Source organism: Rhizobium sp. BK251 (genome assembly GCF_004345245.1).
Classification (GTDB): domain Bacteria; phylum Pseudomonadota; class Alphaproteobacteria; order Rhizobiales; family Rhizobiaceae; genus Rhizobium.
The window spans coordinates 471,128-498,069 of the sequence record NZ_SLUQ01000001.1; the positions used below are offsets into that span (position 1 = coordinate 471,128).

Annotated in this window: 26 protein-coding genes; 14 read left to right on the forward strand and 12 right to left on the reverse strand. The window is 62.0% G+C overall.

All coding sequences use genetic code 11. From position 1 onward, the window contains the following. Positions 1-25 precede the first annotated feature (25 nt). Positions 26-1,225, forward strand: a complete 1,200-nt coding sequence (locus EV286_RS02215) for a winged helix-turn-helix domain-containing protein (RefSeq protein WP_132955364.1) — start codon at positions 26-28, stop codon at positions 1,223-1,225. Between the two features lie 19 nt (positions 1,226-1,244). Here the strand turns inward: EV286_RS02215 and EV286_RS02220 are convergent, their stop codons facing one another. After that, positions 1,245-2,102, reverse strand: coding sequence for a LysR substrate-binding domain-containing protein (locus tag EV286_RS02220; protein WP_132955365.1), 858 nt, complete (start codon positions 2,100-2,102; stop codon positions 1,245-1,247). Between the two features lie 90 nt (positions 2,103-2,192). Here EV286_RS02220 and EV286_RS02225 point away from each other — a divergent pair, with 90 nt between their 5' ends. Both EV286_RS02225 and EV286_RS02230 read left to right on the forward strand, forming a co-directional pair. Then, a complete protein-coding gene (locus EV286_RS02225; RefSeq protein WP_132955366.1) occupies positions 2,193-2,894 on the forward strand; it encodes a haloacid dehalogenase type II in 702 nt (233 codons plus the stop codon). Positions 2,895-2,919: 25 nt separating this feature from the next. After that, entirely contained in the window at positions 2,920-3,711 is a 792-nt protein-coding gene (locus EV286_RS02230; RefSeq protein WP_132955367.1) for an aldolase, read from the forward strand. A 284-nt stretch (positions 3,712-3,995) separates the two neighbouring features. Here the strand turns inward: EV286_RS02230 and ribB are convergent, their stop codons facing one another. The 3 genes from ribB to EV286_RS02245 all read right to left on the reverse strand — a co-directional run bounded on the left by ribB (position 3,996) and on the right by EV286_RS02245 (position 9,559). After that, complete coding sequence (gene ribB / locus EV286_RS02235) at positions 3,996-5,099, reverse strand: 3,4-dihydroxy-2-butanone-4-phosphate synthase (protein WP_132955368.1); 1,104 nt, start codon at positions 5,097-5,099, stop codon at positions 3,996-3,998. 11 nt (positions 5,100-5,110) lie between these two features. Continuing rightward, the gene (gene aroC / locus EV286_RS02240) at positions 5,111-6,208 is read right to left on the reverse strand and encodes a chorismate synthase (RefSeq protein WP_132955369.1); all 1,098 of its coding nucleotides are present in this window, start codon (positions 6,206-6,208) and stop codon (positions 5,111-5,113) included. A 171-nt stretch (positions 6,209-6,379) separates the two neighbouring features. Further along, on the reverse strand, positions 6,380-9,559 hold the full coding sequence (locus tag EV286_RS02245; protein ID WP_132955370.1) for an EAL domain-containing protein: 3,180 nt from the start codon (positions 9,557-9,559) through the stop codon (positions 6,380-6,382). Positions 9,560-9,797: 238 nt separating this feature from the next. Between EV286_RS02245 and EV286_RS02255 the strand changes: the two genes are divergently transcribed. Next, on the forward strand, positions 9,798-10,058 hold the full coding sequence (locus EV286_RS02255) for a DUF1344 domain-containing protein (RefSeq protein ID WP_132955372.1): 261 nt from the start codon (positions 9,798-9,800) through the stop codon (positions 10,056-10,058). Positions 10,059-10,163: 105 nt separating this feature from the next. Here the strand turns inward: EV286_RS02255 and EV286_RS02260 are convergent, their stop codons facing one another. The 4 genes from EV286_RS02260 to EV286_RS02275 all read right to left on the reverse strand — a co-directional run bounded on the left by EV286_RS02260 (position 10,164) and on the right by EV286_RS02275 (position 13,659). Further along, the gene (locus EV286_RS02260) at positions 10,164-10,754 is read right to left on the reverse strand and encodes a histidine phosphatase family protein (RefSeq protein WP_132955373.1); all 591 of its coding nucleotides are present in this window, start codon (positions 10,752-10,754) and stop codon (positions 10,164-10,166) included. A gap of 23 nt (positions 10,755-10,777) precedes the next feature. Continuing rightward, the gene (gene fabI / locus EV286_RS02265) at positions 10,778-11,596 is read right to left on the reverse strand and encodes an enoyl-ACP reductase FabI (RefSeq protein ID WP_132955374.1); all 819 of its coding nucleotides are present in this window, start codon (positions 11,594-11,596) and stop codon (positions 10,778-10,780) included. Positions 11,597-11,717: 121 nt separating this feature from the next. Continuing rightward, on the reverse strand, positions 11,718-12,941 hold the full coding sequence (locus tag EV286_RS02270) for a DnaJ C-terminal domain-containing protein (protein ID WP_132955375.1): 1,224 nt from the start codon (positions 12,939-12,941) through the stop codon (positions 11,718-11,720). A gap of 262 nt (positions 12,942-13,203) precedes the next feature. Then, positions 13,204-13,659, reverse strand: coding sequence for an RT0821/Lpp0805 family surface protein (locus tag EV286_RS02275; protein ID WP_132955376.1), 456 nt, complete (start codon positions 13,657-13,659; stop codon positions 13,204-13,206). A 65-nt stretch (positions 13,660-13,724) separates the two neighbouring features. Here EV286_RS02275 and pdxH point away from each other — a divergent pair, with 65 nt between their 5' ends. Next, positions 13,725-14,345, forward strand: coding sequence for a pyridoxamine 5'-phosphate oxidase (pdxH, locus tag EV286_RS02280; RefSeq protein ID WP_132955377.1), 621 nt, complete (start codon positions 13,725-13,727; stop codon positions 14,343-14,345). Positions 14,346-14,349: 4 nt separating this feature from the next. Here the strand turns inward: pdxH and EV286_RS02285 are convergent, their stop codons facing one another. Beyond that, positions 14,350-15,408 (reverse strand): polysaccharide deacetylase family protein, encoded by a 1,059-nt coding sequence (locus tag EV286_RS02285; RefSeq protein WP_132955378.1) that lies wholly within the window; start codon positions 15,406-15,408, stop codon positions 14,350-14,352. A 271-nt stretch (positions 15,409-15,679) separates the two neighbouring features. On the opposite strand from EV286_RS02285, the gene EV286_RS02290 reads away from it, so the two are divergent. Further along, positions 15,680-16,894 (forward strand): D-alanyl-D-alanine carboxypeptidase family protein, encoded by a 1,215-nt coding sequence (locus EV286_RS02290; RefSeq protein WP_245500586.1) that lies wholly within the window; start codon positions 15,680-15,682, stop codon positions 16,892-16,894. Between the two features lie 156 nt (positions 16,895-17,050). On the opposite strand, the gene tldD is transcribed toward EV286_RS02290, so the two are convergent. Together tldD and EV286_RS02300 are read right to left on the reverse strand one after the other, a co-directional pair. Further along, positions 17,051-18,466, reverse strand: a complete 1,416-nt coding sequence (gene tldD, locus EV286_RS02295) for a metalloprotease TldD (protein WP_132955380.1) — start codon at positions 18,464-18,466, stop codon at positions 17,051-17,053. Between the two features lie 213 nt (positions 18,467-18,679). After that, entirely contained in the window at positions 18,680-19,303 is a 624-nt protein-coding gene (locus EV286_RS02300) for an invasion associated locus B family protein (RefSeq protein WP_207909722.1), read from the reverse strand. Between the two features lie 314 nt (positions 19,304-19,617). Between EV286_RS02300 and coxB the strand changes: the two genes are divergently transcribed. The 6 genes from coxB (at position 19,618) to EV286_RS02325 (ending at position 24,935) form a co-directional block, all read left to right on the forward strand. Further along, positions 19,618-20,511, forward strand: coding sequence for a cytochrome c oxidase subunit II (coxB, locus tag EV286_RS02305; protein ID WP_132955382.1), 894 nt, complete (start codon positions 19,618-19,620; stop codon positions 20,509-20,511). An 18-nt stretch (positions 20,512-20,529) separates the two neighbouring features. Further along, a complete protein-coding gene (gene ctaD, locus EV286_RS02310) occupies positions 20,530-22,227 on the forward strand; it encodes a cytochrome c oxidase subunit I (protein ID WP_132955383.1) in 1,698 nt (565 codons plus the stop codon). Positions 22,228-22,290: 63 nt separating this feature from the next. After that, the gene (locus EV286_RS02315) at positions 22,291-23,247 is read left to right on the forward strand and encodes a heme o synthase (RefSeq protein ID WP_132955384.1); all 957 of its coding nucleotides are present in this window, start codon (positions 22,291-22,293) and stop codon (positions 23,245-23,247) included. Further along, entirely contained in the window at positions 23,247-23,384 is a 138-nt protein-coding gene (locus tag EV286_RS31845) for a hypothetical protein (protein ID WP_165932765.1), read from the forward strand. Before EV286_RS02315 ends, EV286_RS31845 begins: the two co-directional genes overlap by 1 nt. A 5-nt stretch (positions 23,385-23,389) precedes the next feature. Further along, on the forward strand, positions 23,390-23,998 hold the full coding sequence (locus EV286_RS02320; RefSeq protein WP_132955385.1) for a cytochrome c oxidase assembly protein: 609 nt from the start codon (positions 23,390-23,392) through the stop codon (positions 23,996-23,998). Between the two features lie 58 nt (positions 23,999-24,056). Then, positions 24,057-24,935, forward strand: coding sequence for a cytochrome c oxidase subunit 3 (locus EV286_RS02325; RefSeq protein WP_132955386.1), 879 nt, complete (start codon positions 24,057-24,059; stop codon positions 24,933-24,935). 47 nt (positions 24,936-24,982) lie between these two features. Here the strand turns inward: EV286_RS02325 and EV286_RS02330 are convergent, their stop codons facing one another. Further along, positions 24,983-25,624 (reverse strand): chloramphenicol phosphotransferase, encoded by a 642-nt coding sequence (locus tag EV286_RS02330; RefSeq protein ID WP_132955387.1) that lies wholly within the window; start codon positions 25,622-25,624, stop codon positions 24,983-24,985. Between the two features lie 125 nt (positions 25,625-25,749). Between EV286_RS02330 and EV286_RS02335 the strand changes: the two genes are divergently transcribed. Then, positions 25,750-26,130 (forward strand): DUF983 domain-containing protein, encoded by a 381-nt coding sequence (locus EV286_RS02335; protein ID WP_132955388.1) that lies wholly within the window; start codon positions 25,750-25,752, stop codon positions 26,128-26,130. Next, positions 26,102-26,878: an SURF1 family protein gene (locus EV286_RS02340; protein ID WP_207909714.1), complete on the forward strand. Its 777-nt coding sequence runs from the start codon at positions 26,102-26,104 to the stop codon at positions 26,876-26,878. Before EV286_RS02335 ends, EV286_RS02340 begins: the two co-directional genes overlap by 29 nt. Positions 26,879-26,942: the final 64 nt, after the last annotated feature.

Consider the following 26,942-nt stretch of genomic DNA (forward strand, 5'->3'; position numbering starts at 1 on the left):
GGGAATAAAAGCCTATAGTGAGACAATGACGATTCTCCTTTCGAACCGGGATGCCCGCCGTATTTTCCTTGCCAGGCAAGGGCTTGCAAATCCTCCCAACCGGGCCTTGAACAAGGCCGGGCTCCTGCAGCTCATCCAGGATATCGGCTTCGTGCAGGTCGACAGCATCCAGACGGTGGAGCGGGCGCACCACCAGATCCTCTTCTCGCGCAACCAGACCTACCGGCGCGAACACCTGACCGAGCTCTTGGAAAAGGACGGCGCGCTCTTCGAGAACTGGACGCACGACGCTTCGATCCTGCCGAGCGCCTTCTTCGTCTACTGGAAGCACAAGTTCCGCCGCGAGGAGCAGGAAATCGTCGAAAGATGGCGCAAGTGGCGGGGCGAAGGCTTCGAGTCCGCCTTCGAGGAAACTTATGAACGCGTGCTGCGCGATGGCGCGATCATGGCGCGCGAGGTAAAGGCCGATGGCCACGTCTCCGGCGGCTGGTGGAACTGGCATCCGAACAAGACCGCGCTTGAATATTACTGGCGGACCGGGAAGTTCGCGATTGCCGGCCGCACGAACTTCCAGAAGGTTTATGATCTGGTCGAGCGTGTCCTGCCCGCCGAATTTCATGCGCCGGAGGTCGATCACGATGCCTTCGTCGACTGGGCCTGCCGCAGCGCGCTTGACCGCCTTGGCTTTGCGACCTCGGGCGAAATCGCAGCCTTCTGGGACATCATCAGCCCGCAGGAGGCGAAAACCTGGGTGGAGACGCATCGCGACGAACTCTGCGCGGTGCTGATCGACCCTGCGGATGGCGGCAAGCCGCGCCTGTCCTTCGCGCTCCCAGATTTTCCAATGACGATCGACGACCATGCGGAGGCGCCGGCACGCATTCGTGTGCTCTCACCGTTCGATCCGATCCTGCGCGATCGCAACCGCGCGGAGAGGCTCTTCGGTTTCTTCTATCGCATCGAGATCTTCGTGCCGGAGCCGAAGCGTGAATATGGCTATTACGTCTTCCCGCTGCTCGAGGGCGATCGGCTCATTGGGCGCATCGACATGAAGGCCGACCGCAAGGCAGGGACGCTGGAAGTGAAGCGGCTTTGGCTGGAGTCGCGTGTGAGGGCGTCAGCCGGACGGCTCGAAAAGCTGGAGGCGGAACTGGAGCGCCTGGCGAAGTTCACGGGCGTCGACAAGGTCGTCTTCCTCGAAGGGTGGCGCGGAGGCGAGAGCTAGCGGGCCAAGATCGCGGAGGTCACGGGTGCAGGTTCTCTGCGAGAAAGTCTGCGAGGAACTTCGTCTCGGAGGATAGGCGCGACCTTCCCTTGATCAGGGCAAGCTCGGAATCCGGCTGGTCGTCGAAGCCCTCCGAGGGGCCGAGCTTGCGATGCTCAGGCAAGACGGCATCCGAGGGCAGGAGGCTGATGCCGAGGCCGGAGGCGACGGCGGCCTGGACGCCCATCAGCCCTTGGCTCGTATAGGCGATGCGCCAGCGCCGTCCACTGCGTTCCACCGCGCGAATGGCGCGCTCGCGGTAGATACAGCCGACAGGGAACACCGCAAGCGGGACCGGATCTTCCCGCGCCGGGCGGCTGGCGCTTTCGACCCAGACGAGTTCCTCGTTCCAGCTTGCCAGGGATGCGCCGTCGCCAGGTTCGCGCTTGACGAGGGCAAGGTCGATCTCGCCGGCCTCGAGGAGGCGGCGCAATTCCGTGCTCCATCCACTCACGGTATCGAGGCGGATATGAGGGGAGGCCAGAGAGAAGCCGGAGAGCAGGTCGATCAGCCGTCGCCCAGCGAAATCCTCCGGCACGCCGAGGCGCACGGTCTTCGGGGCCGCCGGCTTGCGTATGGTCTCCATCGCCTCTTCGGCAGTTGCCAGGAGCCGGCGGGCATAGCTCAGAAGGACTTCGCCTTCCTCGGTCGTCTGCACGCCACCAGTGGATTTGTCCCGCAGGAGAAGGACCCGGCCGATATTGGCCTCCAACTTCTTCACCTGCTGGCTGACGGTCGATTGCGTCAGATGAACACGCTCGGCCGCGCGTGTAAAACCGCCCGAATCGACCACTGCGGCGAAGGTGCGGAGCAGATCGAGATCGAAGGCGAAGCTCATTTGATTTTCCAATACACAATATCGAGACATTTAATTTCTCAATGAGCGGGCGTTTTGTCAACATGCGCCAAAGTCAGTGAGGATAAGTTGATGACCATTCCAGGAGACCGGCCGACATGGTTGACCTTCGATTGCTACGGCACGCTGATCCAGTGGGACGAGGGCCTGCTCGCCGCGATGGACCGGATACTCTCGGCCAAGGAAGGCGATATCGACCAGGATGCCTTCATCAAGGTCTATGACTGGCATGAGCACGAGCTTGAGAAACAGCGGCCGCACCGCTCCTTCAAGGATGTGACGGCGCAGGCACTGGCGCTTGCAATGGATGAATTCGGCCTGCCTTTCGATCCAGCCGATGCTGAAATGCTCACCTCGTCGATCGGCAGCATGCCGCCGTTCCCGGAGGTCGTCGAGACGCTAGGCATGCTCAGTGCCGCGGGCTTCCGGCTTGCGATCATCTCCAACACGGACAATGCCATCATCGCCGGCAATGTCGCGCAGCTCGGCGGCTTCGTCGACCGGGTCATCACCGCCGAACAGGCCCAGGCCTACAAGCCGTCGCCGCAGATCTTCCTGCACGCGTGGGAAATGCTCGGCATCGATTCGGATCAACTCGTTCATATCTGCGCGAGCCCCCATCTCGACCATGCGGCAGCCCGCGAGCTTGGATTTCGCACGATATGGGTCGATCGCGGAACCGGCAGAAAGCAGCTCAGCGATTACCGGCCCAACAGGATCGTACCGACGCTCGACAAGGTGCCGGGGATTTTCGCCGCCGCCGGTTGGATGTAAGCAAGAGGCAGAAGGAGGAGACAAGATGGCTCACCAAATGAACGTGCTCCAGGGGCAACCGGCGACCCTGCGTAACGCTTCGCTCGAGACGGAAGAGATCTGGCAGGCGCGCGTCGATCTTGCTGCCTGCCTGAGAACCGCCGCCAGACTCGGGCTGGAAGAGGGGATCTGCAATCATTTTTCTGCCCTGGTGCCCGGACATCCCGACCTCTTTCTCGTCAACCGGCTGGGCTGGGCCTTTCAGGAGGCGACGGCCTCGTCGCTGCTGATCTGCGATTTTGGCGGGAATGTCGTGGCCGGCGACGGCGTGCCGGAAGCGACCGCCTTCTTCATCCATGCCCGCCTGCACAAGATGGCGCCGCGCGTTGGAGCCGCATTCCACACGCATATGCCGAACGCCACCGCGCTCAGCATGGTCGAAGGGGAGCCCTTCATCTGGGCCGGCCAGACGGCGTTGAAGTTCTACGGGCGCGTTGCCGTCGACGAAGACTATAACGGCCTTGCACTCGACGAGCGCGAGGGCGACCGCATCGCCGCCGTGCTCGGCGACAAGGACATCCTGTTCATGAAGAATCACGGGGTCATGGTCTGTGCGCCGAATATCGCGGAAGCCTGGGACGATCTCTACTATCTCGAGCGCGCTGCCGAAGTTCAGCTCAAGGCCATGAGCACGGGCCGTCGCCTGGTCCCCGTTGCCGCCGATGTCGCCGCCGAGGCTGCGAGGCAGATGCGGGAAGGCGACCCGGAAAGCGCGCGCATGCACCTCGAAAGTGTACGTCGTGTTCTCGATCGACAGGATCCCGACTACCGCACCTGATCACGAGAGAAAGAGGGAGCGCCTCGGGGCGCTCGTCAGACTGTCGACAAAGCCCTCAACTCGATTGACTGCTTAGAAAGCGGCAAAATACCCACCGCCGTCATACCGGCCTTGAGCCGGTATCCAGCGCGATCAAGTCCTTGATCGCGAAAGACTCTTTCGCCGCGCGGACGCGCGGCTGCCTGGATTCCGGCTCAAGGCCGGAATGACGGAAAATCAGGGTGCGTCGAACCACAAGAGGTCTGTCAGCAGTCCAGGGAGCGCCGCGGGGCGCTCCCTTTCGTTCAGCAGATATCGGTCTGCGAGATGCGGATGCCGAATCCTTCCAGGCCGACATAGTGGCGTTCGCGGGTCGTCAGGAGCTTGATCGAAGTCACGCCGAGATCCTTCAGGATCTGTGCGCCGAGGCCGATCTCCAGCCATTCGTTTTCGCGGCTGCGGGCTTCCGCATGGGCTTCGCGATCCTGCTGGCGCGCCTTGCGGCCGTTGTCATGGTGGCCGACGCCGACGGAACCCTCGCGAAGATAGACGATGATGCCGCGGCCTTCCTTGGCAATCCTCTGCATATAGTGGTCGACCGGCCGGCGTTTGCCGAAGATGTCCTCCGCCACGTTTTCCGGATGCAGGCGCACCGGGATGTCGATGCCGTCGCGGATGTCGCCGAAGATCACGGCCATATGCTGCATCGGATCCCAGGGCAGGGAATAGGTGTGGGCGCGTGCCTTGCCGAAACTTGTCTCGACGTCGAAGCTGGAAACCAGCTCGATCAGCGTTTCCTTGCGCTGGCGGTAGGCGATGAGATCGGCGACCGAGAGAAGCTTCAGCCCGTGTTTCTCCGCAAAATCCACCACCTGCTCGCCGCGCGTCACGGTGCCGTCGTCGTTGACGAGCTCCGAGATGACGCCGATCGGCGGCAGGCCGGCTAGCTTGCAGAGGTCGACGGCAGCCTCGGTGTGGCCGGAGCGCATCAGCACCCCGCCCTCGCGCGAGACCAGCGGAAAGATGTGCCCGGGCCGGACGAAATCCGCGGCACCGGCATTCGGATTGGCAAGATTGCGCACCGTCAGCGTGCGGTCGTCGGCGGAAATACCGGTCGTGGTGCCATGCTTGAAGTCCACCGACACCGTGAAAGCGGTCGTGTGGGCCGAATCGTTTTCCGCCACCATGGCGTTGAGATTGAGCCGCTTTGCCTCCTCGCGCGGCATCGGCGCGCAGACGATGCCGGAGGTATGGCGGACGATGAAGGCCATCTTCTCGGATGTGCAGTGGACGGCGGCGACGATCAGGTCGCCTTCGTTCTCGCGGTCGTTGTCGTCCATGACGACGACGATCTCGCCGGCCTCGAAGGCCCGGATGGCATCGACGACGCGCTTCTGGTCGTAGGGCATGCAGCTGGTCCTTATTTCAGCCGGCCGGTCTGGCCGCGGTCCCGGAGATAGTGGTCGGCAACGGCGCAGGCGATCATGGCCTCGCCGATCGGTACCGCGCGAATCCCGACGCAGGGGTCGTGCCGGCCCTTGGTGCGAATGTCGACATTGTTGCCGTCCGCGTCGATCGAGCGGCGCTCCGTCAGGATAGACGAAGTCGGCTTGATCGCGAAGCGGGCGACGACCGGCTGGCCGGTCGATATGCCGCCCAGGATGCCACCGGCATGATTGGAGAGGAAGATCGGCTTGCCGTCGTTGCCCATGCGCATCTCGTCGGCATTTTCCTCGCCGGTCAGTTCGGCTGAGGCGAATCCTTCGCCGATCTCGACGCCCTTGACGGCGTTGATCGACATGAGGAGCCCGGCAATGTCCTGGTCGAGCTTGCCGTAGATCGGCGCGCCGAGCCCGGCCGGAACGCCTTCTGCGACGACCTCCACGACGGCGCCGATCGACGAGCCAGCCTTGCGGATGCCGTCGAGATATTCTTCCCAGACGGGCACGATTGCCGCATCGGGTGCGAAGAACGGGTTGCGGTCGACCTGATCCCAGTCCCAGTTGGCGCGGTTGATCTTGTGCTTGCCGATCTGGGTAAGCGCGGCGCGAACCGTGAGGCCGGGCACGACCTTCCGCGCGAGAGCGCCGGCGGCCACTCTTGCGGCGGTTTCACGGGCCGAAGAACGGCCGCCGCCGCGATAGTCCCGGATGCCGTATTTCGCGTCATAGGTAAAGTCGGCATGACCGGGCCGGTATTGCCGGGCGATCTCGCCGTAGTCCTTGGAGCGCTGGTCGGTATTCTCGATCTTCATCGAGATGGGCGTGCCCGTCGTGATCATCGTCTGCCCGTCATCGTCCAGCATGACGCCAGAGAGGACCTGTACCAGGTCGTCCTCGCGCCGCTGGGTGACGAAACGCGACTGGCCGGGCTTGCGCCTGTCGAGCCACACCTGGATGTCCTGCAGCGTGAAGCGGATGCCGGGAGGGCAGCCGTCGACGATGCAGCCGAGTGCCGGCCCGTGGCTCTCGCCCCATGTTGTGACGCGGAAAAGATGGCCGAATGTGTTGTGCGACATGGATTTCTACCGATCGGGCATGGCCGGGCGGCGGCGTGCCGGTCGGGCCATTCCATTCTTCAAAATGCGGCACACTCATAGGCCAAAAAGAAGCAAAGGCAAAAGCCTTTTCTTTCCGCCGCGGATGGGGTTGCCAGGAATGAAATTCCGCAATCGGCGACAGCGGGCCCCTTACGATGCCATCCGCCAGGCCGACCCGAGGGCGGCGGCCGTGAAGTCCTCGAAGGAAAGGGGGCGGGCAAAGGCAAAGCCCTGGAGCAGGTCGCAGCCGAGCTCTCTCAGCAACACTGCATGATCCCACGTCTCCACGCCCTCGGCGACCGTCTCGACACCCAGCGAACGGGCGATCTCGATGATGGATCGCACCAGCGAACGCTCCTGCGTCGAAACGAGGATGGGCTTGACGAGCTGGCGGTCGATCTTGAGCCGCTTGGGTCGCAATTTCAGCAGGCTGACGATCGAGGTATGGCCGGTGCCGAAATCGTCAATCTCGATGTCGATGCCGAGCCCTTTGATGCGTTCGAGGTTTTGCGAGGCGACGTCCTCGCTCTCGTCCAGGAAGATCGATTCCACCAGTTCAAAAGAGATCTCGCCCGGCCTGATCTGCAGGCCCGTCAGCGTATCGATGAGGCTGCCGTCATGCAGGCGCCGCGACGAGACGTTGACGGAGACCTTCGGCACCGAGATGCCGCGCGCGGCCCAGAGCATCTTGTCCTTGAGCGCCGTCTCCAGGACGATCCTGTCAAGCGAGTGGACAACGTTGAGTTCGTCGGCGATGCGAAGGAATTTGTCCGGCGCCAACACGCCCTTCACGGGGTGGTTCCAGCGCACCAGCGCTTCGACGCCGGTCAACTGCATCGTCTTCGCATCGAACTGCGGCTGGTACCAGGCGGTGAACTCGCCATTGTCGAGGCCGGCGAGAATCTCATCAGCCGTGCGCTTGCTGTTGATGATTTCGGCCTGGAGGTTCTGGTTGAAGAATTCGAAACGGTTCCGTCCGAGGCTCTTTGCGCGATAGAGCGCAATGTCGGCATTGATCAGCACCTTGCGCGCGTCGATATGCGTGCCGCCCGCCTGCGCGATGCCGATCGAGACGCCGCAGCGGCAGGAAAAGCCCTGGAAATCGACCGGCTGGCGCATTTCCTCGATGATGCGGCCGGCAAGGGCGGCCATCTCCTTCGGCTCGCCGGTGTCAGTCGCGACGATGACGAATTCGTCCCCGCCGATGCGGGCGACGATGTCGCTGCCGCGCACGTTCTTGGCAAGCACGCGCGAAGCATGGACGAGCATCGCGTCGCCGGCGGCGTGGCCGAGCGTGTCGTTGATTTCCTTGAACCGGTCGAGGTCGATATGCAGGATCGCGAAGCGCTGGCGCTGCGCCCGCCCGTCGGCCGTCAGCCCCTCGAGGGCGATGTCGAGCTTGCGCCGGTTGGCGAGCCCGGTGAGCGGATCGTGAAGCGCATTGTGCTCGATGCGGTCCTTGGCGAGTTCGAGCTCGATGTTCTTGGCAACCGCTTCGTCCTTCGCTGCCTTCAGCTGAGCGGTCATCACGGCGTCATCGGTGACATCGAAGGCGATGCCGATGATCTTGAGCCCGCCGTCCCTGGTCGCGTGCACCTTGCCGACGGAGCGGACGTAGCGGACCTCGTCATCCTTGCACAGGATGCGGCAGACGAAGCTCTGGGCATCGCCGGGACGCAGATACTTGCTCGCCGTTGCAAGAGCGATGGGCCGGTCTTCGGGATGAATATTGCTCAGCCATTGCTCTTCGGTCACGTGGCTGCTGTCGGTGTCGAGGCTGTAAAGCTCCCTCATGCGCTCGTCCCACAGGGCGCCGGATCTGCCGGCGACGGCCTCCCATATGCCGCAGCGGTAGGAATCCAGAGCGAAATCCAGCTTGCGCGAAAGCTCGTCGAGCTGCTGCTCGCGGCTCGAAAGCTCCTCCAGCGCAAGCTCGAGTTCGGCATTCTTGATATCGCTCGTGTGTTTTGCCTGGCGCAGCGTGTCAGCCATCTCCGCATCGCTTGTCACATCCCAGACGATGCCGATCGTCTTGCCGGCGCCGGCGGCGTCAACATCGTGCGACCCGACGGAACGGAGGTGCCGGATCGAGCCGTCCGCGCACCTGATCCGGTACTGAACGTTGCTGGAAGCGCGGGCGATGCTGCAACTGAAGAAATGCGCCTCGACCGCCGGGCGGTCTTCGGGCACGACGGCGGCGAGCCACTCTTCCAGCTTTTGGCGCCCCTCCTTGGCCGGCCGCTCATGCAAGGCGGAAGAGCGCACGTCCCAGAAGAGATTGTCGTCGTCGTCGCGCTGCTCCCAAACGCCGATGTTGGACGATTCCAGCGCGAGGTCCAGCCGCTGGGAAAGTTCGAGGAGCTTCGCCTCGCGCGCTTCAAGCTCGAAGATGTTGCGGTTGCGCTCGCCGATCAGGAGGGTGACGAAGAACACGGAGGCTATGATGATGCCGCCGGCCGAAATGATGACGGCTCGAAGCACCGCCTGGTTTTCGGGTGCTGAATCCCAGCCGGTGTTCGGCAGCGCAGCCAGCTCCCAGCGGCCGCCGGCGAAATCGATCACTTTTCGCACCGGCTGATCGCCGAAGACCGAGCGTTCGCCGAGAAACGGCTGCATGGCGACGCCGGCCGGCGAGCTCATGTCACGTAGCGCGATCGAGAGGTGGTCCAGGTGTGGATATTTCTGCTGGTTCTCGCCGTTGCGGGCGGGCTTCAGACCTGTCGACTCGTAGAACATGTTCTGGTCGATAGCGGCCTCGATGGCGCCCCAGAGCCTGCGCTTGCCGTCCTGCTTGACGAAGACCGGAAAGAGGATTGCGAAGGCATTCTGGCGATTGTTTCCGGCAATCGGGCCGTAGAAGCGCGCAGCCTGTTGGCCGGCGTTGCGTGCCAAGGCCTGGTGGGCAAGGAGCGGCTCGCGCACGTCGCTGCCGATTCGATCCTCGCTTCCCTGCGGCGGAAGGACGGCGCTCACCTTGAAGTCCGGCGCAAGTGTTATCTTGAGGAGATGCGGGTTCTGGATCAGCAGCCAGTTGATCTGTCGCTCGAGTTCACCCTCTTCGAGAGAGGGGCCGAGCGCAACCAGGTTGGCAAGGTCGCGCATGATGGTCACGTCGTTGCTTATCCGCGCGACCACGCGGGTACGAATGAGGCTCGTCTCGTTTTCGGTGCGGATATGGAGTTCCCGTACGTGCGAAGCGGTGTTCGCTCTGTCGAGCGCGATCCCGATCGCTGTGACGGCGAGGGCGACGAGGATGCAGATGCCAAAGGACAGGCGGGTGTCTTTGAATGCCCCGTGAAGCCGCCTGCTGTCGCCATTCCAGAATGCCAAAATCCTACTCCTTGATCTGGAGCGGACCTTACGTGCCGGCGGGTTAATTTACGATTGCATGAAGGATGCCAGACCAGTGGAACGCTGGGGGGAAATGGCCGTTGGCTCTTGATTATGCTTAAAAATCCGTTCATCAATTGGACCGGAAACGTCATCCTTCCGGGCAATTTTCGCCATATTCGAGGAGCTATCTGTGCCACGCGACACATTGGTGCAAAAAGTCAGAGGGAACATTCCAATGCGCTTCTTCGTTGCCACGCTCATGGCTACGGCGAGCTTCCTTTCGCCGATTGGTGCTTTCGCAGAAAGTGCGGACGTCGAGGCGACGATCGAGAAGGTTGACATGAACAATCTCAGCCTGACGCTCGACGACGGCAAGACCTACCAGGTTCCCGACGAATTCAACTTCGACGGCCTCAAGGCGGGCGTGAAGGTCATCGTCTTCTACACGGAAGTAGACGGCAAGCGCGTCATCAACGACCTCGACGTCGTGCACTGACCGTAGCGTTGCGCCGCCCGCGGCCGTTGGCGCGCAAGCGATGCCGCACGCTCTGAAGCGCGGCATCAACCAGTCTGAAAATTTGAGTTGATACGAAACCGGGCTTTACAGCCAATCGATCAGCCTGCCGGCGAGGTCGATTTTCAGAATGCGATCCTGGGGAATTTCGATTTCAGCGGCTTCGGCCTTCGAAACATCCGCAATCAGCCTGAAGAGCGAACGGATGACGCCGCCATGGGTCACGCAGACCGTACGGCGCTCGACCGACTGCAGCCATGCGCCAACGCGCCAGGAAAGAATCTCGTAGCTTTCCGCATCCTGGCCGGGCGGTATGAAATCCCATTTCGCGGCATTGCGCTCGCGCACGCGGTCGGGTTGCACTGCCTTGACTTGCTTGATGGTGAGGCCTTCCCAATCGCCGAATGAAACCTCCACCAGCCGATCGTCCATACGGTAGTCCTTGGGGGGAAGACCCATGGCCGCACGTGCGATCTCCATCGTATCGCGCGTGCGCAGGAGCGGGCTCGACACGAAGTCGTATTCGCCGACTTCTTCCGCCAGCAGAGCCGCAAGCGCGACGCCGTTTTCCCTGGCCTGTTCGCGGCCGATCGCGTTGAGCGCGATGTCCTTCTGGCCCTGCAGGCGACGCTCGGCATTCCAGTCTGTCTGACCGTGACGGATCACGTAGATGAGCACGGTTCAGCTCCGCTGGGTCGCCATCAGTCCTTGATGACGGAAATGTCCGGTGCGTCGACAGCCTTCATGCCGACGACATGGTAGCCGCTGTCGGCGTGGTGGATCTCGCCGGTGACCGAGCGGGAAAGGTCGGAGAGCAAATAGAGACCGACATCGCCGACTTCCTCGATGCTCACCGTGCGGCGGAGCGGCGCGTTGTACTCGTTCCACTTCAGGATGTAGCGGAAGTCACCGATGCCCGAGGCCGCGAGCGTCTTGATCGGGCCGGCGGAAATGGCGTTGACGCGGATGTTCTTGGGCCCGAGGTCGACGGCGAGGTACTTGACGCTCGCTTCCAGGGCAGCCTTGGCGACGCCCATGACGTTGTAGTTCGGCATGACCTTCTCGGCACCGTAATAGGTGAGGGTCAGCATGGAGCCGCCATCCGTCATCAGCCTCTCGGCGCGCCGGGCGATCGAGGTGAAGGAATAAACGGAGATCTGCATCGTCTTCGTGAAATTGTCCGGCGAAGTGTCGACATAGCGCCCGGTCAGCTCATCCTTGTCGGAGAAACCGATGGCATGAACGACAAAGTCGATCTTGCCCCAGCGCTTCTCGACCTCATCGAAAACGGCATCGATTGTCGATTCGTCGCTGACGTCGCAGTGGCCGACCATGATTCCGTCGATTTCGGCAGCGAGCGGCTCGACGCGCTTCTTGAGGGCATCGCCTTGATACGTCAGGGCGACTTCGCCGCCGTGGGCATGTATGGCCTTGGCAATCCCCCATGCGATGGACCGGTTGTTTGCGACGCCAAGAACGACGCCGCGCTTTCCTGTCATGAGGCCTGTTGCCTGGGCCATATCTTGCTCCTTGGACACTTGATTGATCCTGCCTATGGCATAGGCCGTTCTACGGTTCAAGCATCGCGAAGATCATCAACTGTAAGGTAGCGTAACAAAGGGTGCGTATGTCACCGAAATTTCACAAAAACAGCCCTTCGCGCATGCTGCGCATCAGGTCGGTGACTTTGTCGTCCGGCTTTTCCCACAGCATTAGTCGCAGTTCGACGACGAGATCGCCCTTTCCGCCGTTGCCGTCCGGCAGGCCCTGGCCCTCGATCCTGACCTGATGGTCGGAGCCGGACCAGGCCGGAACCGTCAGCTTCACGAATCCCGTTGGCCCCTCGACCATGGTCTCGCAGCCGAGGACGGCATTCTCGATCGTAATGGGAAAACTCGTGTGGATATCGAATCCCTTGACGGCGAAGCGCTCGTGCTCGGCGACGCGGACATTGACGACGACGTCGCCGCGTTGAAGACCCTGCAGCCTGAGCCCCTGGCCCTTCAGCCGAGCGCTATGGCCATGGGTAGTGCCCGGCGCGGCGTTGAAGCGGATTTCCCGGCCCTCCGGCAGTTCGAGGGTGACGGAGCTCGCCTTCAGGATATCGTCGATCGTGACGGTCGCCTCGATGATGACATCTGGCGCCTTTTCCAAAGCGGGCGTGCTGCCGGTGATGCGACGCACCAGGGAAGAGATGATGCTCAGCGGCTGAAGCGGGATCAGGGATGCAAGGCCACTGGGCGCCGCGGCATTTGCCTCGCCGCTCGCGCTGGCTTCCGTCTGTTCTTCGCGATTCTCCTCGATTCGCTCGCCGGCGGGAGCCCTTTCCGGGGTCGCCTGGGAAGCAGCGCGGGCCTGCGCACCGAAGATGCGTTCGACCATGTCCTCGGCGGATTCTGCCGGGTTGGCTCTGTTCTGCGCAGCAGCGGCGTTCGCCTGCTGCTGGGGATTTGCTTCGGTCGGCTTCTGTGGACCGGCGGCCTGGGATTGGCTTTGGCCTGGGCTCTGTGCCTGCTTGGCCTTCTGGGCGTTTGCACGCTCGAGTTCTTCCATCACCCGCTCAGCATTCGCCCGCGCTACCTTTGCGCGCTCGGCCGCGTCACGCGCCGCCTGCCGTTGCTGGATGATCGTCTGCCCCCGCTGCTTGGCTTCCGCCATGCGCAGCACGTCGTCGAAGCGATTGCGCTTTTCCGGATCCTTCAGGGTTTCATAGGCTCGGCCAACCTCGGCAAAGCGCGCGGCCGCCGTGGGGTCGTCCTGGTTCCGGTCCGGATGGATGGCCTTTGCCATGTTCCGCCAGGCGGATTTGATCTCGTCAACGCCCGCATCCCGTCTGACGCCGAGTATCTTGTAAGGATCACGCATGCCAAAACCGCCGATTTGCGACGCTGCAGGCCTGTCCGCCCACCGCATCATCTGACCTGACCAACAGCGCGTCCCCGCCCGCGCCATGCATAGGCTCGACCGAGGGAACGCGCAGATAGCGGGATTTTCAGCGAAAGTTGCTAACCAGTTGTTACGGGCAAGCGTCGGCAACCGGGCGGTCGGCCCGTTTGCGGCGTCATGGTTAACCGTTGATGGACAAAGCGCGCGGCCGCCAGGGGCCGCAGCTATCGATAGACCGTTCTTAGCCGTCTTGCTGGAAGCTCAGCAACGCCCAGTTTCCTTCGCCGACCAGGCAGGTCCGGCCGAGGAACTTCGCGATGCCGCCATAGGAATGCCGCGTGGTACGGAACTGCCTGCAGACATGACCGGAATCGCTGTTTTCGACGATGGTTTCGATCACCCCGGCGCTGCCCGTCGACGCGTTTGCCCAAGGCAGCGGCTGGCCTTCGAGTTTCTGGAGGTCGGCCGAACTCACGGCATTGCGCACGGTCATTTCGTCCGAGAGCGTATCCGTGCTCGGAATCTGGGGCACTGTGCCGGTTGCAACCGAACGGTCGACCTTGGCGCTTCCAAGGAAATCCATGCCGCTACCCATGCAGCCGGAAAGGGAAAGCAGCGCAACGCAAACCGCGAGGGACTTTGCGTTCCGTCTAACCATGCCCTTTGTCTCAAGCTTTGACTTTGCTATGTCTTCCACCGTACGTCCTGTCCAGTCACGAGCAGCTGGGCAATTTCGAAGAAACTTGGGGCATTTGAACTAATATGTCTGAGAATGAGTTAACAAGCGGTGACTTCACACAGCAGGACGAGCCCTTCGCCCTTTTCGCTTCGTGGCTGAAGGAGGCGGAGACTTCAGAGATCAATGACCCAAATGCGGTTGCACTCGCGACTGTCGATGAAAACGGGTTGCCGAATGTCCGCATGGTTCTCCTGAAGGGTTTCGACAGCGAAGGATTCGTATTCTACACAAATTTCGAGAGCCAGAAAGGCCACGAAATACTCGGCCAAAAGAAAGCGGCCATGTGCTTCCACTGGAAATCGCTGCGCCGCCAGGTGAGGCTGCGTGGGCCGGTGGAGATCGTGACCGACGCGGAGGCCGACGCCTATTTCAAGACGCGGGCGCGCGGCAGCCGTATCGGCGCATGGGCTTCCAAGCAGTCGCGCCCGCTCGAAAGTCGCTTTGCGCTGGAAAGGGCAGTGGCCGAATACACCGCTCGTTACGCGATCGGTGACATCCCGAGGCCCGAACATTGGTCCGGCTTCCGTATCAGGCCGGTCTCGATCGAGTTCTGGCACGACGGCAAGTTCCGCCTGCATGACCGCGTCGAGTTTCGCCGTCAGACGCTGGACGCGCCCTGGCAGAAGGTCCGGATGTATCCTTGATCCTCTATCGCGCCTTAAGGCGAAAGGGGATGCCTGAGGCGAGCGCCGAAACGTAGCGCGGTTTCTGGAAATGTCCGTTGAGCGATAGGCGCGGCAGATGTGTGAGCGGCATGCCCGGCTCCGGACTGATCGTGCCGGGTTGGGTGGTGACCGCCACCTTGAAACCGAGTTCCGAGGCGAGGCGCGCCTCGCGCTTGGAGACGGCGCCGGGCGTTCCATAAGGATAGGCCAGCGTCGACGGCCGCCGGTCGGTGAGGGTAGCGACATAGTCGGCCGAGAGGACCATTTCGGCCGCAGCCTCCGCTTCGCAGAGCCGCGCGAGAGCCCTGTGGCTCAGGGTGTGGGCGCCAAGCGAAGCGAGCGGGTTTTCCACAAGTCTCTTCAACTCGTCGCCATCCATGATCAGCCGCTCGACGATCCCGAGCGGATCGACGCCATGGCTCTGTGCCAGCCGACCGATCGCCGCGACTGCCTCGGCTTCATCCGTGCTGTGGACATAGGCAGCGAAGGCGTCGAACGCGGACTGCTTCTGGGTCGGCGTGCGAAGCTCCAGCGTCTCTTCGCCTTGACCGAAGTCGAACGTCACCCGGTCGAGAGCGCCGAGAAGTGCAGCGAGCGTCTCCCACCACATGCCGTGCGTTCTCTCCGAAAGGCCCCGGCAGACGAAGACCGTGAACGGAACCTGGTGGCGCTCGAAAACGGGCAGCGCGTGCTCGGCGTTGTTGCGATTGCCGTCGTCGAGCGTGAAGGCGGCAAAGGGAGGCAAATTGCCCGGTCCGTCGAGAAGTGCCGGCAATTCATCAAGCGCCACAAAGACATAGCCGTCGCGTTTCAATTGCCGGATCGCCAGATCCAGGAATTCAGGCGCAATCTCGAGATGGCGGTTTGGCTCGAATGGACGGGGCAGGTGAGGTCGCACATGGTGCAGCGTGAAGACGGCGCCGCGGCCGCGCGCGCCGGGCAAAAGGCCCGCCGCGCCAAGCAGCGAGGAGACTTCCAGCGCGCCGGAAATCGCCGCCTGCTTGCCATAGCTTCGCAAAAGTGGCTTTATGCCGTCTTTCATGAGGTTCGCCCAGCATTCGAATAGTTGTGGCCAAGTCTAGGGGGAGGCTTGTTAAGTCTTACTGAACGTCGATATTGGAGCCGAGGTTAGGCGTCGGTTAACCAACGAACCAAAAAGAGAAAATTCCAAGCCGACGTTGTCTTAAAGTGGCGCAGAAGCGCTTGACCCGTCTCGACGCGGGACAGTTCGCTCCGGCAAGGACGATCGCAATAGAACGGGGATTTGGATGAAGCTGCTGGCTGTCCTTTTGGCAATAATCGGACTGATATCCATGCCTGCTATGGCGAGTGCCGGCAGCGCCTACCTGGTGGTGGATGCGCGCACCGGCGCCGTCCTTGGCGCCGACAACGCCGATACGCTGAACCATCCGGCGTCCCTCACCAAGATGATGACGCTCTATATGACCTTCGAGGCGCTTCATCGCGGCAAGCTGCGCTGGGATTCACAAGTTCCCTTTTCCAGGACTGCAGCGGCCAAGCCTCCGACGAAGCTCGGCGTCAAGGCCGGACAGGCGGTCTCGGTGAAGGAAGCCGTGCTCGGGATGATCGTCCAGTCGGCAAATGACGCAGCGGCGGCCATGGCCGAGAAGCTTGGTGGATCGGAAGAAGCATTCGCCGCGATGATGACCGCCAAAGCGCGTCGGCTCGGCATGAGACAGACCGTGTTCACCAATGCATCCGGTCTTCCGGATGCCCGCCAAGTCACCACGGCGCGCGACATGTCGATCCTCGGCATGGCTCTACTCAGAGACTATCCTGGCGAATATAAGCTCTTCTCGGCCTCGAGCTTCGTTTTCCGGGGCCGGACGATCCGCGGCCACAACAATCTCATGTATCGCTACGAGGGAATGGACGGCATCAAGACCGGCTATACCAATGCCTCCGGCTTCAATCTGGTCAGTGCGGTGAGGCAGGGCAACCGGCGCCTCATTGGCGTCGTTATGGGCGGAAGGACTGCAAAGAGCCGTGATGCCCAGATGGCCGCGCTGATGGACCGCTATCTCGGCGGCGAAAGCGCAGGCACCCAGCTCGCGGCGCGCCCGAGCACGCAGAAGACCGTCGAGGTCGCCTCCGCCTCGCAGGCTAGCGACGCTCCTATCCCCTTTGCCACCCCACAGCGTGACAATGCCAATTCCGTCGCCGCCATCATCGCAATGAGCCCCGGCAATGCGATCCAGCCGGGTGACCGCCCGACAATGTTGATCGAGCCGCGTACGCCCCAACCGGCCGCGAATACCGGGTGGGCGGTACAGATATCGGCTGCCCCGACCGCCGAGGCGGCCATGGCGATCCTCGCTCAGGCGCAGGCCGAGGCTGGCAAGCCCCTGCGCAAGGCCTCGCCTTACACCGAGCCGGTCGGGGAGGGGCAGAACATGATCTACCGGGCCCGCTTCACCGGCTTCAAGAGCCGGGAGGCTGCCGTCTCCGCCTGCGACGCGCTGAGGAAGCGCTCCTACGACTGCGTGTTGCTGCCGGGGCAGGGTTAACCTGACACTTTTGAATCAAAACATGAGCTTCAGATGAATCGGAATCTGAAGTTCATGAATAATATGTTTTGATTTCAATGCCTTGCGTCATCGCCCGAAAGTCGGCGCAGAGCCAAGCAGGCTCCGCGGCCGATATGAGGGGTTCGCCTTCCGGCGTCAGGTCTGCGTACCGCCGACCGTTACCTGATCCATCCTGAGATGAGGCTGGCCGACGCCGACCGGCACCCATTGCCCACCTTTTCCGCAATTGCCGATGCCGGTGTCGAGCTTCATGTCGTTGCCGATCATCGAAACGCGTTTCATCGCATCCGGCCCGTTGCCGATAAGCATCGCGCCCTTGACCGGTGCGCCGATCTTGCCGTTCTCGATCAGGTAGGCTTCCGTGCATCCGAAGACGAACTTGCCGGAGGTGATGTCGACCTGACCGCCGCCGAAGGAGACCGCATAGATGCCCTTCTTCACCGAGGCAATGATCTCTTCCGGCGTCTTGTCGCCGCCGAGCATGTAGGTGTTGGTCATGCGCGGCATCGGCACATGGGCATAGCCCTGGCGACGGCCGTTGCCGGTGGGCTTCATGCCCATCAGCCGTGCGTTCTGCCGGTCCTGCATGTAGCCGACGAGCTTGCCGTTCTCGATGAGGACGTTGTAGCCGGAGGGTGTGCCCTCGTCGTCGATGGTGATCGAGCCGCGGCGGTTGTCGATGGTGCCGTCGTCCACGACGGTGACGCCGGGGGAGGCGACCATCTGGCCGAGGAGCCCCGCGAAGGCGGAGGTCTTCTTGCGGTTGAAGTCGCCTTCGAGGCCGTGGCCGACGGCTTCGTGCAGCATCACTCCGGGCCAGCCCGAACCGAGCACGACATCCATCGTGCCCGCCGGCGTGTCGATGGCTTCCAGATTGACGAGTGCCTGGCGCAACGCCTCGTCGGCGCCGTTCTGCCAGCTTCCCTCCGTGAGGAAGTCGCCGAAGCCGATGCGCCCGCCGGTGCCGAAGGAACCGGACTCCTGCCGGTCGCCGTCACCGACGACGACCGAGATGTTGAGCCGGGTCATCGGACGGATGTCTCGCACGCGGTGGCCATCGGCCCTGAGGATTTCGACGACCTGCCAGCTGGCGGCAACCGAGGCCGTGACCTGGCGCACCTTGGCATCCTTGCCACGCAGATAGGCGTCGACGTCCGTCAGCAATTTGACCTTCTCCTCGAAGGTAGGCGAGCCGATCGGATTCTCGTCGGAATAGAATTTCTTGTTGGTCCGCTGCGGCGCGGCGGCATAGCTGCCGGAGTAGCCCTTGGTGACCGCACCGACCGCATCGGAGGCGCGCTTCAAGGCAGCCACGGAAAGGTCGCCCGCATGGGCATAGCCGACTGCTTCGCCGGCTACGGCGCGAAGCCCGAAGCCCTGCTCGGTGTTGAAGCTGCCGCCCTTCAGCCGTCCGTTGTCGAAGCTCAGTGATTCCGCCTGCGCGTGCTCCATGTAGAGCTCGCCGTCATCGGCCCCGGAAAGCGCCTCGGCAACGAGGCGCTGCATCGTGGCTTCATCGGCATCGAAAAGCGTCAGGAGATCGGTGTTCATTGGTTTGGGCTCCGGTGGGCGCATCATGAGCCGTCGGTACCTTCGCCTTGCCCTGTTTTTCATCCGGCCGTCGCCCTGCCTCGTTGAAGAGAGGGCGAGACAGGCCGCCAGGCCAGTGAATGGCCGGGCTCAGGGGCAGGCGCTTGCGCCGAAGCAAAATGCCTGAAAGCGCATGTAGGTCTCTTGCCGCACGGGAGCAAGCCCCACGCGGCATTACGGCAGTGCGTCGTACCCGTCCGCGAAGCCCTTGAGGTCGACCGGGATGCCGATGCCTTCCTCCGGCGTCTGGAAGACGATGAAGGTCGCCTGCGCGCCGCTGCGGAGCGTCTTCAGGAGCTCGTCCTCGAGCACCACCTCGGCGTAGCAGCCGTCCGAGAAGCAGCGCACGAAGTAGGCACGGCCGATATCCTTGCCGTCGACATTGAGGCCGAGGCCGTTCGGCAGGAGAACGCCGAGCGGCGCGAGCACGCGCAGGATCTTCGACTTACGGTCGGCCGTCTTGAGGACCACGACCGAAAGCCCGACCTCCGGCCGATCCTCGGCGATGACGTTCTGCATCAGGGCGCATTGTTCCGCCGAGGCGCCGGCCGGCTTGTCGCAGACGACCGACCATGCGCCGTGGCTGGAACGAACAGTTCCGGGCGCCTGCTGCGGCTGGGTGGGGCGGGCCTGCTGTGTCTGCGCTGGGGCTGGCGCGGGAGCCGGTGTCGGTGCGGGCGCAGGCGCTGGCTGCTGGGAGAATACCGGCGACGCCGCGGCCGCTACCAGGCTGGCAGCAAGCAAACTGGAGCGCGCAAGGGAACGAAAACCCATGGAAACCTCTAGAATTCGAATCAGTGCCGCTATTTTTGATGCCCGCGCGCGAAAATGAAAAGCCCTGAGGCTAATTCCAATTGAGTGCGGCAGAAATAGGACCTTCCACCGGCCATTGCAGGGCGGGTGTTCGTCGACGCACGAGGCAATTTTCGTATGATGATGAAAAACTTGATATGTTTGCTGCGGGCGAGGTGCATGTATTTGTGCAAAAATGCCGCATAGACAATTGCTTTGGCCTGTTGCGATGGACACCGATCTGTGGTTTGAAGCGCTGGGAATAGTCGGGATTCTGCGCTTTGATATGATGCATGTCCGGCGCTTGAGGGAGATTAATAGTGTTTAAGAAGGCTTTTGCAGCTCTGGCCGCGCTGGTCTGTCTGCTTTCTGCTTCCGGCAGCTTGGCTGATCAGCCGATGCCGTGGCAGGCGACGTTGCAGCCGGCGGCCACGCCGATCATGCGTGAAATCCGTTGGTTCGAGCAGTATACGCTCTGGTTCATCGTTCCGATCACGCTGCTCGTTCTCGTCCTTCTGCTTGTCGTCTGTTACCGTTTCCGCGCCAGCGCAAACCCTGTGCCCTCGAAGACGAGCCACAACACGGTGATCGAGGTCATGTGGACGGTCGGCCCGGTTCTCGTGCTTCTCTTTCTCGCTGTGCCCTCCTTTAATCTCCTCACCGCACAGCTCACCCTTCCCGAAAATCCTGATGTGACCATCAAGGCCACCGCCACCCAGTGGCAGTGGAACTATGAGTATGAAGGCACCGGCGATAGCCCGCTCGCCTTCGATTCCTACCTGCTGAAGGATGCCGACCGTGCTGCCGCCGGCAAGGAGGACCGTTCGGTCTATCCGCGCCTGCTTGCGGTCGACAACGAGCTCGTCCTGCCTGTGAACAAGACGGTGCGCGTGCTCGTGACTTCCGCTCCGACGGATGTCATCCATGCCTTCGCCATGCCGTCCTTCGGCGTGAAGATCGACGCCGTGCCGGGACGCCTCAACGAGACCTGGTTCCGTGCCGAGCGCGAGGGCCTTTTCTATGGCCAGTGTTCCGAGCTCTGCGGCAAGGATCACGCGTTCATGCCGATTGCCATCCGTGTGGTTTCCGAGGATAAGTATAAGCAGTGGCTGACAAGCGCCGCTTCCGATCTGCCCGGCGCCTACAAGGCTCTCATCGCCGCTGCCGATGGTCCGGCAAAGACCGTCGACGTCGCTGACAACGTCGCAAAGTAAGATTAGGGGATCGGGACAATGGCTGGACCTTCCGCTCACGACGATCATTCTCATGATCACCACGCTCATGACGCGCATGCGCATGACGACCATCACGACCACAAGCCGAGCTTCGTCAACCGTTGGTTCTTCTCGACCAACCACAAGGACATCGGCACCCTATACCTGATCTTTGCGATCATCGCCGGCATCATCGGCGGCCTGCTTTCCGTCGCCATGCGCATGGAGCTGCAGGAGCCGGGTATCCAGATCTTCCACGGTCTGGCTGCCATGGTCTACGGCTATGAGGGCGATGCCGCCATCGACGGCGCCAAGCAGATGTTCAACATGTTCACGACCGCGCATGCGCTTATCATGATCTTCTTCATGGTGATGCCGGCGATGATCGGCGGCTTCGCCAACTGGATGGTGCCGATCATGATCGGTGCGCCGGACATGGCCTTTCCGCGCCTGAACAACATCTCTTTCTGGCTGATCGTTCCGGCCTTCCTGCTGCTCATCCTCTCGATGTTCGTCGAAGGCCCGGCAGGGGCTTACGGCGCCGGCGGCGGCTGGACGCTGTATCCGCCGCTATCGACATCGGGCACGCCCGGCCCGGCGGTGGATCTCGCGATCTTCGCGCTCCACATTGCCGGTGCCTCGTCGATCCTCGGCGCGATCAACTTCATCACGACGATCCTGAACATGCGCGCTCCGGGCATGACGCTGCACAAGATGCCGCTCTTCGCCTGGGCCGTCCTGATCACCGCCTTCCTGCTGCTGCTCTCGCTGCCGGTCCTGGCAGGCGGCATCACCATGCTGCTCACCGACCGCAATTTCGGCACGACCTTCTTCGCGCCTGAGGGCGGCGGCGACCCGATCCTCTACCAGCACCTGTTCTGGTTCTTCGGTCATCCGGAAGTCTACATCCTGATCCTGCCGGGCTTCGGCATCGTCAGCCACATCGTCTCCACCTTCTCGCTCAAGCCGATCTTCGGATATCTCGGCATGGCCTATGCGATGGTGGCGATCGGTGCAGTCGGCTTCGTCGTGTGGGCGCACCACATGTACACGGTCGGTCTGTCGCTCGATGCGCAGCGCTACTTCGTCTTCGCCACGATGGTCATCGCCGTTCCGACGGGCGTGAAGATCTTCTCCTGGATCGCGACGATGTGGGGCGGCTCGATCACGTTCCGCACGCCGATGATCTGGGCGATCGGCTTCATCTTCCTGTTCACGGTCGGCGGCGTCACGGGTGTTCAGCTCGCCAATGCCGGCCTCGACCGCTCGCTGCATGACACCTACTACGTCGTGGCTCACTTCCACTACGTTCTCTCGCTCGGCGCGGTCTTCGCCATCTTCGCGGCCTGGTACTACTGGTTCCCGAAGATGAGCGGCTACATGTACAACGAGACGATCGGCAACCTGCATTTCTGGGTCATGTTCATCGGCGTGAACCTCGTGTTCTTCCCGCAGCATTTCCTCGGCCTTGCCGGCATGCCGCGTCGCTACATCGACTATCCGGACGCGTTTGCGGGCTGGAACTACGTGTCGTCGATCGGCTCCTACATTTCGTTCTTCGGCGTCATCATCTTCCTCTTCGGCGTATGGGAAGCCTTCGCAAGGAAGCGTGTTGCTGGCGACAATCCTTGGGGCCCGGGTGCGACGACGCTCGAATGGCAGCTGCCTTCGCCGCCGCCTTACCATCAGTGGGAACAGCTTCCCCGCATCCGGTAAGATGCATTGCAGTTCGGGCGCCGCACATCGATGCGGCGCCCGGCAATAAGACAGGACAGGTTAATGACGGTCATAGGCAATCACGAAGCACTTCCGGACGAGGGCGAGATGCGCCTTTCGGAAGCGAGCGCGCGTGATTATTTCGAGCTCCTGAAGCCGCGCGTGATGTCGCTGGTCGTCTTCACCGCCTTCGCGGGGCTCGTACTCGCTCCCGGCCACATCAATCCGGTGCTCGGCTTCATAGCCATCCTCTGCATCGCGATCGGTGCGGGCGCCTCCGGCGCGCTGAACATGTGGTACGATGCCGATATCGATGCCGTCATGACCCGCACGGCGCGCCGTCCCATTCCAGCCGGGCGCATCCTGGCGAAGGAAGCGCTGGCCTTTGGTCTCGTGCTCTCCTGCTTTTCCGTCGTCATCCTCGGCCTTGCAATCAGCTGGTTCACCGCCTTCCTGCTGGCCTTCACGATCTTCTTCTACGTCGTCATCTACACGATGTGGCTGAAGCGTTCGACGCCGCAGAACATCGTGATCGGCGGTGCGGCGGGCGCCTTCCCGCCGATGATCGGCTGGGCCTGCGTGACGGGAACGGTCACGATCGAGAGCATCGTGCTCTTCCTCATCATTTTCCTGTGGACGCCCGCGCATTTCTGGGCCCTCGCGCTCTTCAAGATGAAGGACTACGAAGCCGTCGGCGTGCCGATGCTGCCGAATGTCTCCGGCGAGCGCACCACCAAGAACCAGATCGTGCTCTATGCCGTGCTGACGGCAGTGGTCGCCGTCGTTCCGGCCATCCTCGGCTTTGCGAGCGTCGGCTACGGGATTCTTGCGGCGCTGCTCGGAGCGGTCTTCATATACTGTTCCATCGCCGTCCGGCGGATGCCGGATGGCGATCCGAAGATGGTTCCGGCAAAGAAGCTGTTTGCATTTTCGATTTTCTATCTCTTTGCCGTCTTCTCGGCGCTGATGCTGGATCGCCTGGCATACTTGCTGATGACTGGCACGGGAGGCCTGTTCTGATGGATCTTGTCACCCTTACCGAAAAGCAGAAGAAGTCCCGCCGCGGCCGCAATATCGCCCTCGGCCTGGTTCTCGCCGCCCTGGTCGCCCTGTTCTACGCGATCACGATCATCAAGCTCGGCGTCGGGCACGGGTGATCGAGATGACCGAGATGGGGGAGGCATCGAAGAGGACGGGAAGGAACAACGGCGCGGTTGTCGCCATGTGCCTGAGTTTCGTTTTCGGCATGGGCGCGATGAGCTATGCGGCCGTCCCGCTCTATCGCATGTTCTGCCAGCTGACCGGCTACAACGGCACGACGCAGCGCGTCGACCAGGTATCCTCGGTCGTGCTCGATCGCACGATGCGCGTAACCTTCGACGCCAATGTCGCATCAGGCCTGCAATGGGAATTCAAGCCGGTCGAGCGCGAGGTCAATCCGCGCATCGGCGAAACCATCCAGGTCAATTTCGTTGCCGAGAACCGCTCGAACGAAGTCCAGCGCGGCCAGGCCATCTTCAACGTGACGCCGGGCGAGGCGGGAGCCTATTTCAACAAGGTCCAGTGCTTCTGCTTCAACGAAACCGACCTGAAGCCGGGCGAGAAACTTGAAATGCCGGTCGTCTTCTACATCGATCCGGATATAGTCAAGGCCGTGGAATCAAAGGATATCCATACGGTCACGCTGTCATATACGTTCTATCCGAAAGAGGGACCGAAGCCGGTGGCTTCGAAAGCGGACGGAACGGCAGAAATTGAAAAGAAACTTTGATTGAGGATCGTTTCCGGCCGCGCCGGAGACGGAGAAGGAAGACACCGGGGATTTCCATATGGCCGATGCTCATCAGAAAAATCACGACTACCACATCATCGACCCCAGCCCGTGGCCGCTGCTCGCTTCCATCGGCGCGTTCATCATCACGTTCGGTGGCGTCGGCTTCATGCGCTACATCAACGGCGGATCGCTGCATCTGCTGGGCATAGAGTGGGCGCATCCCTGGCTGTTCTTCATCGGTCTCGCCCTGATCCTCTACGTCATGTACGGCTGGTGGTCGGACACGGTGAAGGAGGCCCACGAGGGCGCCCACACGCCGGTCGTCTCCCTTCACCTGCGCTACGGCATGATCATGTTCATCGCCTCCGAGGTGATGTTCTTCGTGGCGTGGTTCTGGGCCTATTTCGACGCGAGCCTTTATCCGCACGAAGCCATCCAGGCATCGCGAGTTGCCTTCACCGGTGGCCAATGGCCGCCGAAGGGCATCGAGGTGCTCGATCCGTGGCACCTGCCGATCTACAACACCGTGATCCTGCTGCTTTCCGGCACGACGGTTACCTGGGCCCACCATGCCCTGCTGCACAATGATCGCAAGGGGCTGATCCAGGGTCTGGTTCTGACAGTGCTGCTCGGCATCCTGTTTTCCAGCGTACAGGCCTACGAATATGCCCACGCCCCGTTCGAGTTCAGGAATTCGATCTACGGCGCCACCTTCTTCATGGCGACCGGCTTCCACGGTTTCCACGTGCTGATCGGAACGATCTTCCTGCTGGTCTGCCTCCTGCGCGCCATCGCCGGTGATTTCACGCCGAAGCAGCATTTCGGCTTCGAGGCCGCCGCCTGGTACTGGCATTTCGTCGACGTCGTCTGGCTGTTCCTCTTCTTCTCCATCTACGTGTGGGGCGGCTGGGGAGCGCCGATCGCCGCGGGCTGAGTTTGCCTGGGATCGAATAAAAAACGGGCGCCGACGGCGCCCGTTTTTCATCGTAGGTTCAATATCCGTTCGAAGGCTGTGGGTCTGGAGATCTCGCCGTCGAGCTTACGGCGGATAGCTTCAACGCATTCGGAGGGTGTCAAGATCGAGGTGTCCACCTCGAGGTCATAGATACCCGGCTTATGTACTTCTTCCTGCCAGCGTCTCACGGCCTCGGGCACCGGCGTCTCTGGGCTCGCCTTGACATAGAGTTCCTCGCGCCCCGGCTCGGCATTCTCCCGCCGCGCCATAATGACATCGAGTGGACAGCGCACGCCAACGAAGAGCACGGGAAGGCCTTCCAACCGTCGGGCACAATCGGCGAGGATGCCGTAGGGCTGGGAGTAGTTGTCATGGTGGCCAAGGTCGGCAACGACGTTGAGGCCGAGGCCCGCATGGATCGCGATCGATTCGTAGAGCGCGGCATAGAGAAAGAGCACCAACTCTTCGAGATCCGGCCGTTCACCGCCAGGACGCAGGCCGATGCCTGGCAGATACTGCGCGGGCAGCATGGCGTTGTAGCTGTCCACACCAAGATTTATCCACGGGCCTTCAAGCTGCTGCTGGATCGCCCTCGCGACCGTTGTCTTGCCGCTGCGCGGCGCACCGTTCAGGATCACGATCTGTCCGGCATTGTCATTATTCATCATGTTTCTTTTTCTGTTTGGCGCGAATCGCCGAGACGAAATCGCGCAGGTATTTCCTTTCGCCCTGCGGATACTTTATGGGAGAGTTAGGGCGGCCCTGCGTGAAATCGCCTCCATCGGGATTTTGCATGAGAAATGACACAGCTGTTTTTCCACCCGTCGATCCGGTGAAGACCGGATTGAAAGGCTGCTGCCCGCGTTGTGGGGTCGGTCAGCTCTTCAGCGGCGTGCTGTCGGTGAAGCCCTCCTGCGCAAGCTGCGGTCTTGATTATTCCTTTGCCGACGCAGGCGACGGGCCGGCGGTCTTTGTCATTCTCATCGTCGGTTTCATCGTCATCGGGCTCGTGCTTTGGCTGCAGGCAAGCTATGGGCCGCCGATCTGGGTGCATCTCCTGCTGTTCGCGCCGCTGACGATCGTGCTCTCGTTACTGTCCCTCCGCTGGTGCAAGGGCATCTTCATCGCACTCCAGTATCGCCACAATGCCAGCGAAGGACGCCTCAGTGACTGACTTGTCGAAGCCGGCTTCGAGGTCCGGCGGCCGGCGTATCGTCACCGGTATTGCCGTCCTCGCCGCACTTGCCATCCTCCTTTCGCTCGGCACGTGGCAGGTGGAGCGCCTTCACTGGAAGGAAGCGTTGCTCGCCAATATCGGCGAGCGCCTCGCGGCTGCGCCGGTTCCGTTTGCGGAGATCGAGAAGCTGTCGGCGGATGGTGGAGACATCGAATACCGTATCGTCTCCGCGACGGGCCGCTACGACAACGACAGGGAGCGGCACTTCTTCGCAACGTGGAACGGCGAGACCGGCTATTATGTCTATACGCCGCTCGAGCTTCCCGACGGGCGTTTCCTGTTCGTCAACCGTGGCTTCGTTCCCTTCGAAAGGAAGGAGGCGGGTACGCGCAGCGACGGCCAGCTGACCGGCGAACAGGCCGTGACCGGGCTCGCCCGGGCACGGCTTCCGGCAAAGCCTTCCTGGCTGGTGCCCGACAATGACGTCGCCAAGAATATCTTCTACTGGAAGGACCTAGATGTGATGGCGCAGAGCGTCGGCCTCGAGAAGGCCCGCGTCCTGCCTTTCTTCGTCGATGCCGACAATCGAGCCAATCCAGGGGGATTGCCGGTCGGAGGCGTCACCCAGATCGACCTGCCCAACAATCACCTTCAATATGCTTTCACATGGTATGGGCTGGCGGCGGTGCTCGTCGTCATCGTCGTCCTTTCCATGATGCGCAGACGCCGATGGCCGGAGGAATAGAATTGCTTCAATTCCTCACCATATTGGGCTAGAGCAACGGCATCGCTTCCTCTTCGCGGACAAG

What these genes read in the sequence shown, in the direction of transcription:
- EV286_RS02225 (WP_132955366.1), top strand. Translation starts at nt 2,193, where the DNA reads ATGACCATTCCAGGAGACCGGCCGACATGGTTGACCTTCGATTGCTAC.
- EV286_RS02335 (WP_132955388.1), top strand. Translation starts at nt 25,750, where the DNA reads ATGAGAAATGACACAGCTGTTTTTCCACCCGTCGATCCGGTGAAGACC.
- EV286_RS02255 (WP_132955372.1), top strand. Translation starts at nt 9,798, where the DNA reads ATGCGCTTCTTCGTTGCCACGCTCATGGCTACGGCGAGCTTCCTTTCG.
- fabI (WP_132955374.1), bottom strand. Translation starts at nt 11,596, where the DNA reads ATGGCCCAGGCAACAGGCCTCATGACAGGAAAGCGCGGCGTCGTTCTT.
- EV286_RS02315 (WP_132955384.1), top strand. Translation starts at nt 22,291, where the DNA reads ATGACGGTCATAGGCAATCACGAAGCACTTCCGGACGAGGGCGAGATG.
- EV286_RS02230 (WP_132955367.1), top strand. Translation starts at nt 2,920, where the DNA reads ATGGCTCACCAAATGAACGTGCTCCAGGGGCAACCGGCGACCCTGCGT.
- EV286_RS02215 (WP_132955364.1), top strand. Translation starts at nt 26, where the DNA reads ATGACGATTCTCCTTTCGAACCGGGATGCCCGCCGTATTTTCCTTGCC.
- EV286_RS31845 (WP_165932765.1), top strand. Translation starts at nt 23,247, where the DNA reads ATGGATCTTGTCACCCTTACCGAAAAGCAGAAGAAGTCCCGCCGCGGC.
- EV286_RS02290 (WP_245500586.1), top strand. Translation starts at nt 15,680, where the DNA reads ATGCCTGCTATGGCGAGTGCCGGCAGCGCCTACCTGGTGGTGGATGCG.
- EV286_RS02325 (WP_132955386.1), top strand. Translation starts at nt 24,057, where the DNA reads ATGGCCGATGCTCATCAGAAAAATCACGACTACCACATCATCGACCCC.
- aroC (WP_132955369.1), bottom strand. Translation starts at nt 6,208, where the DNA reads ATGTCGCACAACACATTCGGCCATCTTTTCCGCGTCACAACATGGGGC.
- pdxH (WP_132955377.1), top strand. Translation starts at nt 13,725, where the DNA reads ATGTCTGAGAATGAGTTAACAAGCGGTGACTTCACACAGCAGGACGAG.
- ribB (WP_132955368.1), bottom strand. Translation starts at nt 5,099, where the DNA reads ATGCCCTACGACCAGAAGCGCGTCGTCGATGCCATCCGGGCCTTCGAG.
- EV286_RS02340 (WP_207909714.1), top strand. Translation starts at nt 26,102, where the DNA reads ATGCCAGCGAAGGACGCCTCAGTGACTGACTTGTCGAAGCCGGCTTCG.
- EV286_RS02270 (WP_132955375.1), bottom strand. Translation starts at nt 12,941, where the DNA reads ATGCGTGATCCTTACAAGATACTCGGCGTCAGACGGGATGCGGGCGTT.
- EV286_RS02220 (WP_132955365.1), bottom strand. Translation starts at nt 2,102, where the DNA reads ATGAGCTTCGCCTTCGATCTCGATCTGCTCCGCACCTTCGCCGCAGTG.
- tldD (WP_132955380.1), bottom strand. Translation starts at nt 18,466, where the DNA reads ATGAACACCGATCTCCTGACGCTTTTCGATGCCGATGAAGCCACGATG.
- EV286_RS02320 (WP_132955385.1), top strand. Translation starts at nt 23,390, where the DNA reads ATGACCGAGATGGGGGAGGCATCGAAGAGGACGGGAAGGAACAACGGC.
- EV286_RS02330 (WP_132955387.1), bottom strand. Translation starts at nt 25,624, where the DNA reads ATGATGAATAATGACAATGCCGGACAGATCGTGATCCTGAACGGTGCG.
- EV286_RS02285 (WP_132955378.1), bottom strand. Translation starts at nt 15,408, where the DNA reads ATGAAAGACGGCATAAAGCCACTTTTGCGAAGCTATGGCAAGCAGGCG.
- ctaD (WP_132955383.1), top strand. Translation starts at nt 20,530, where the DNA reads ATGGCTGGACCTTCCGCTCACGACGATCATTCTCATGATCACCACGCT.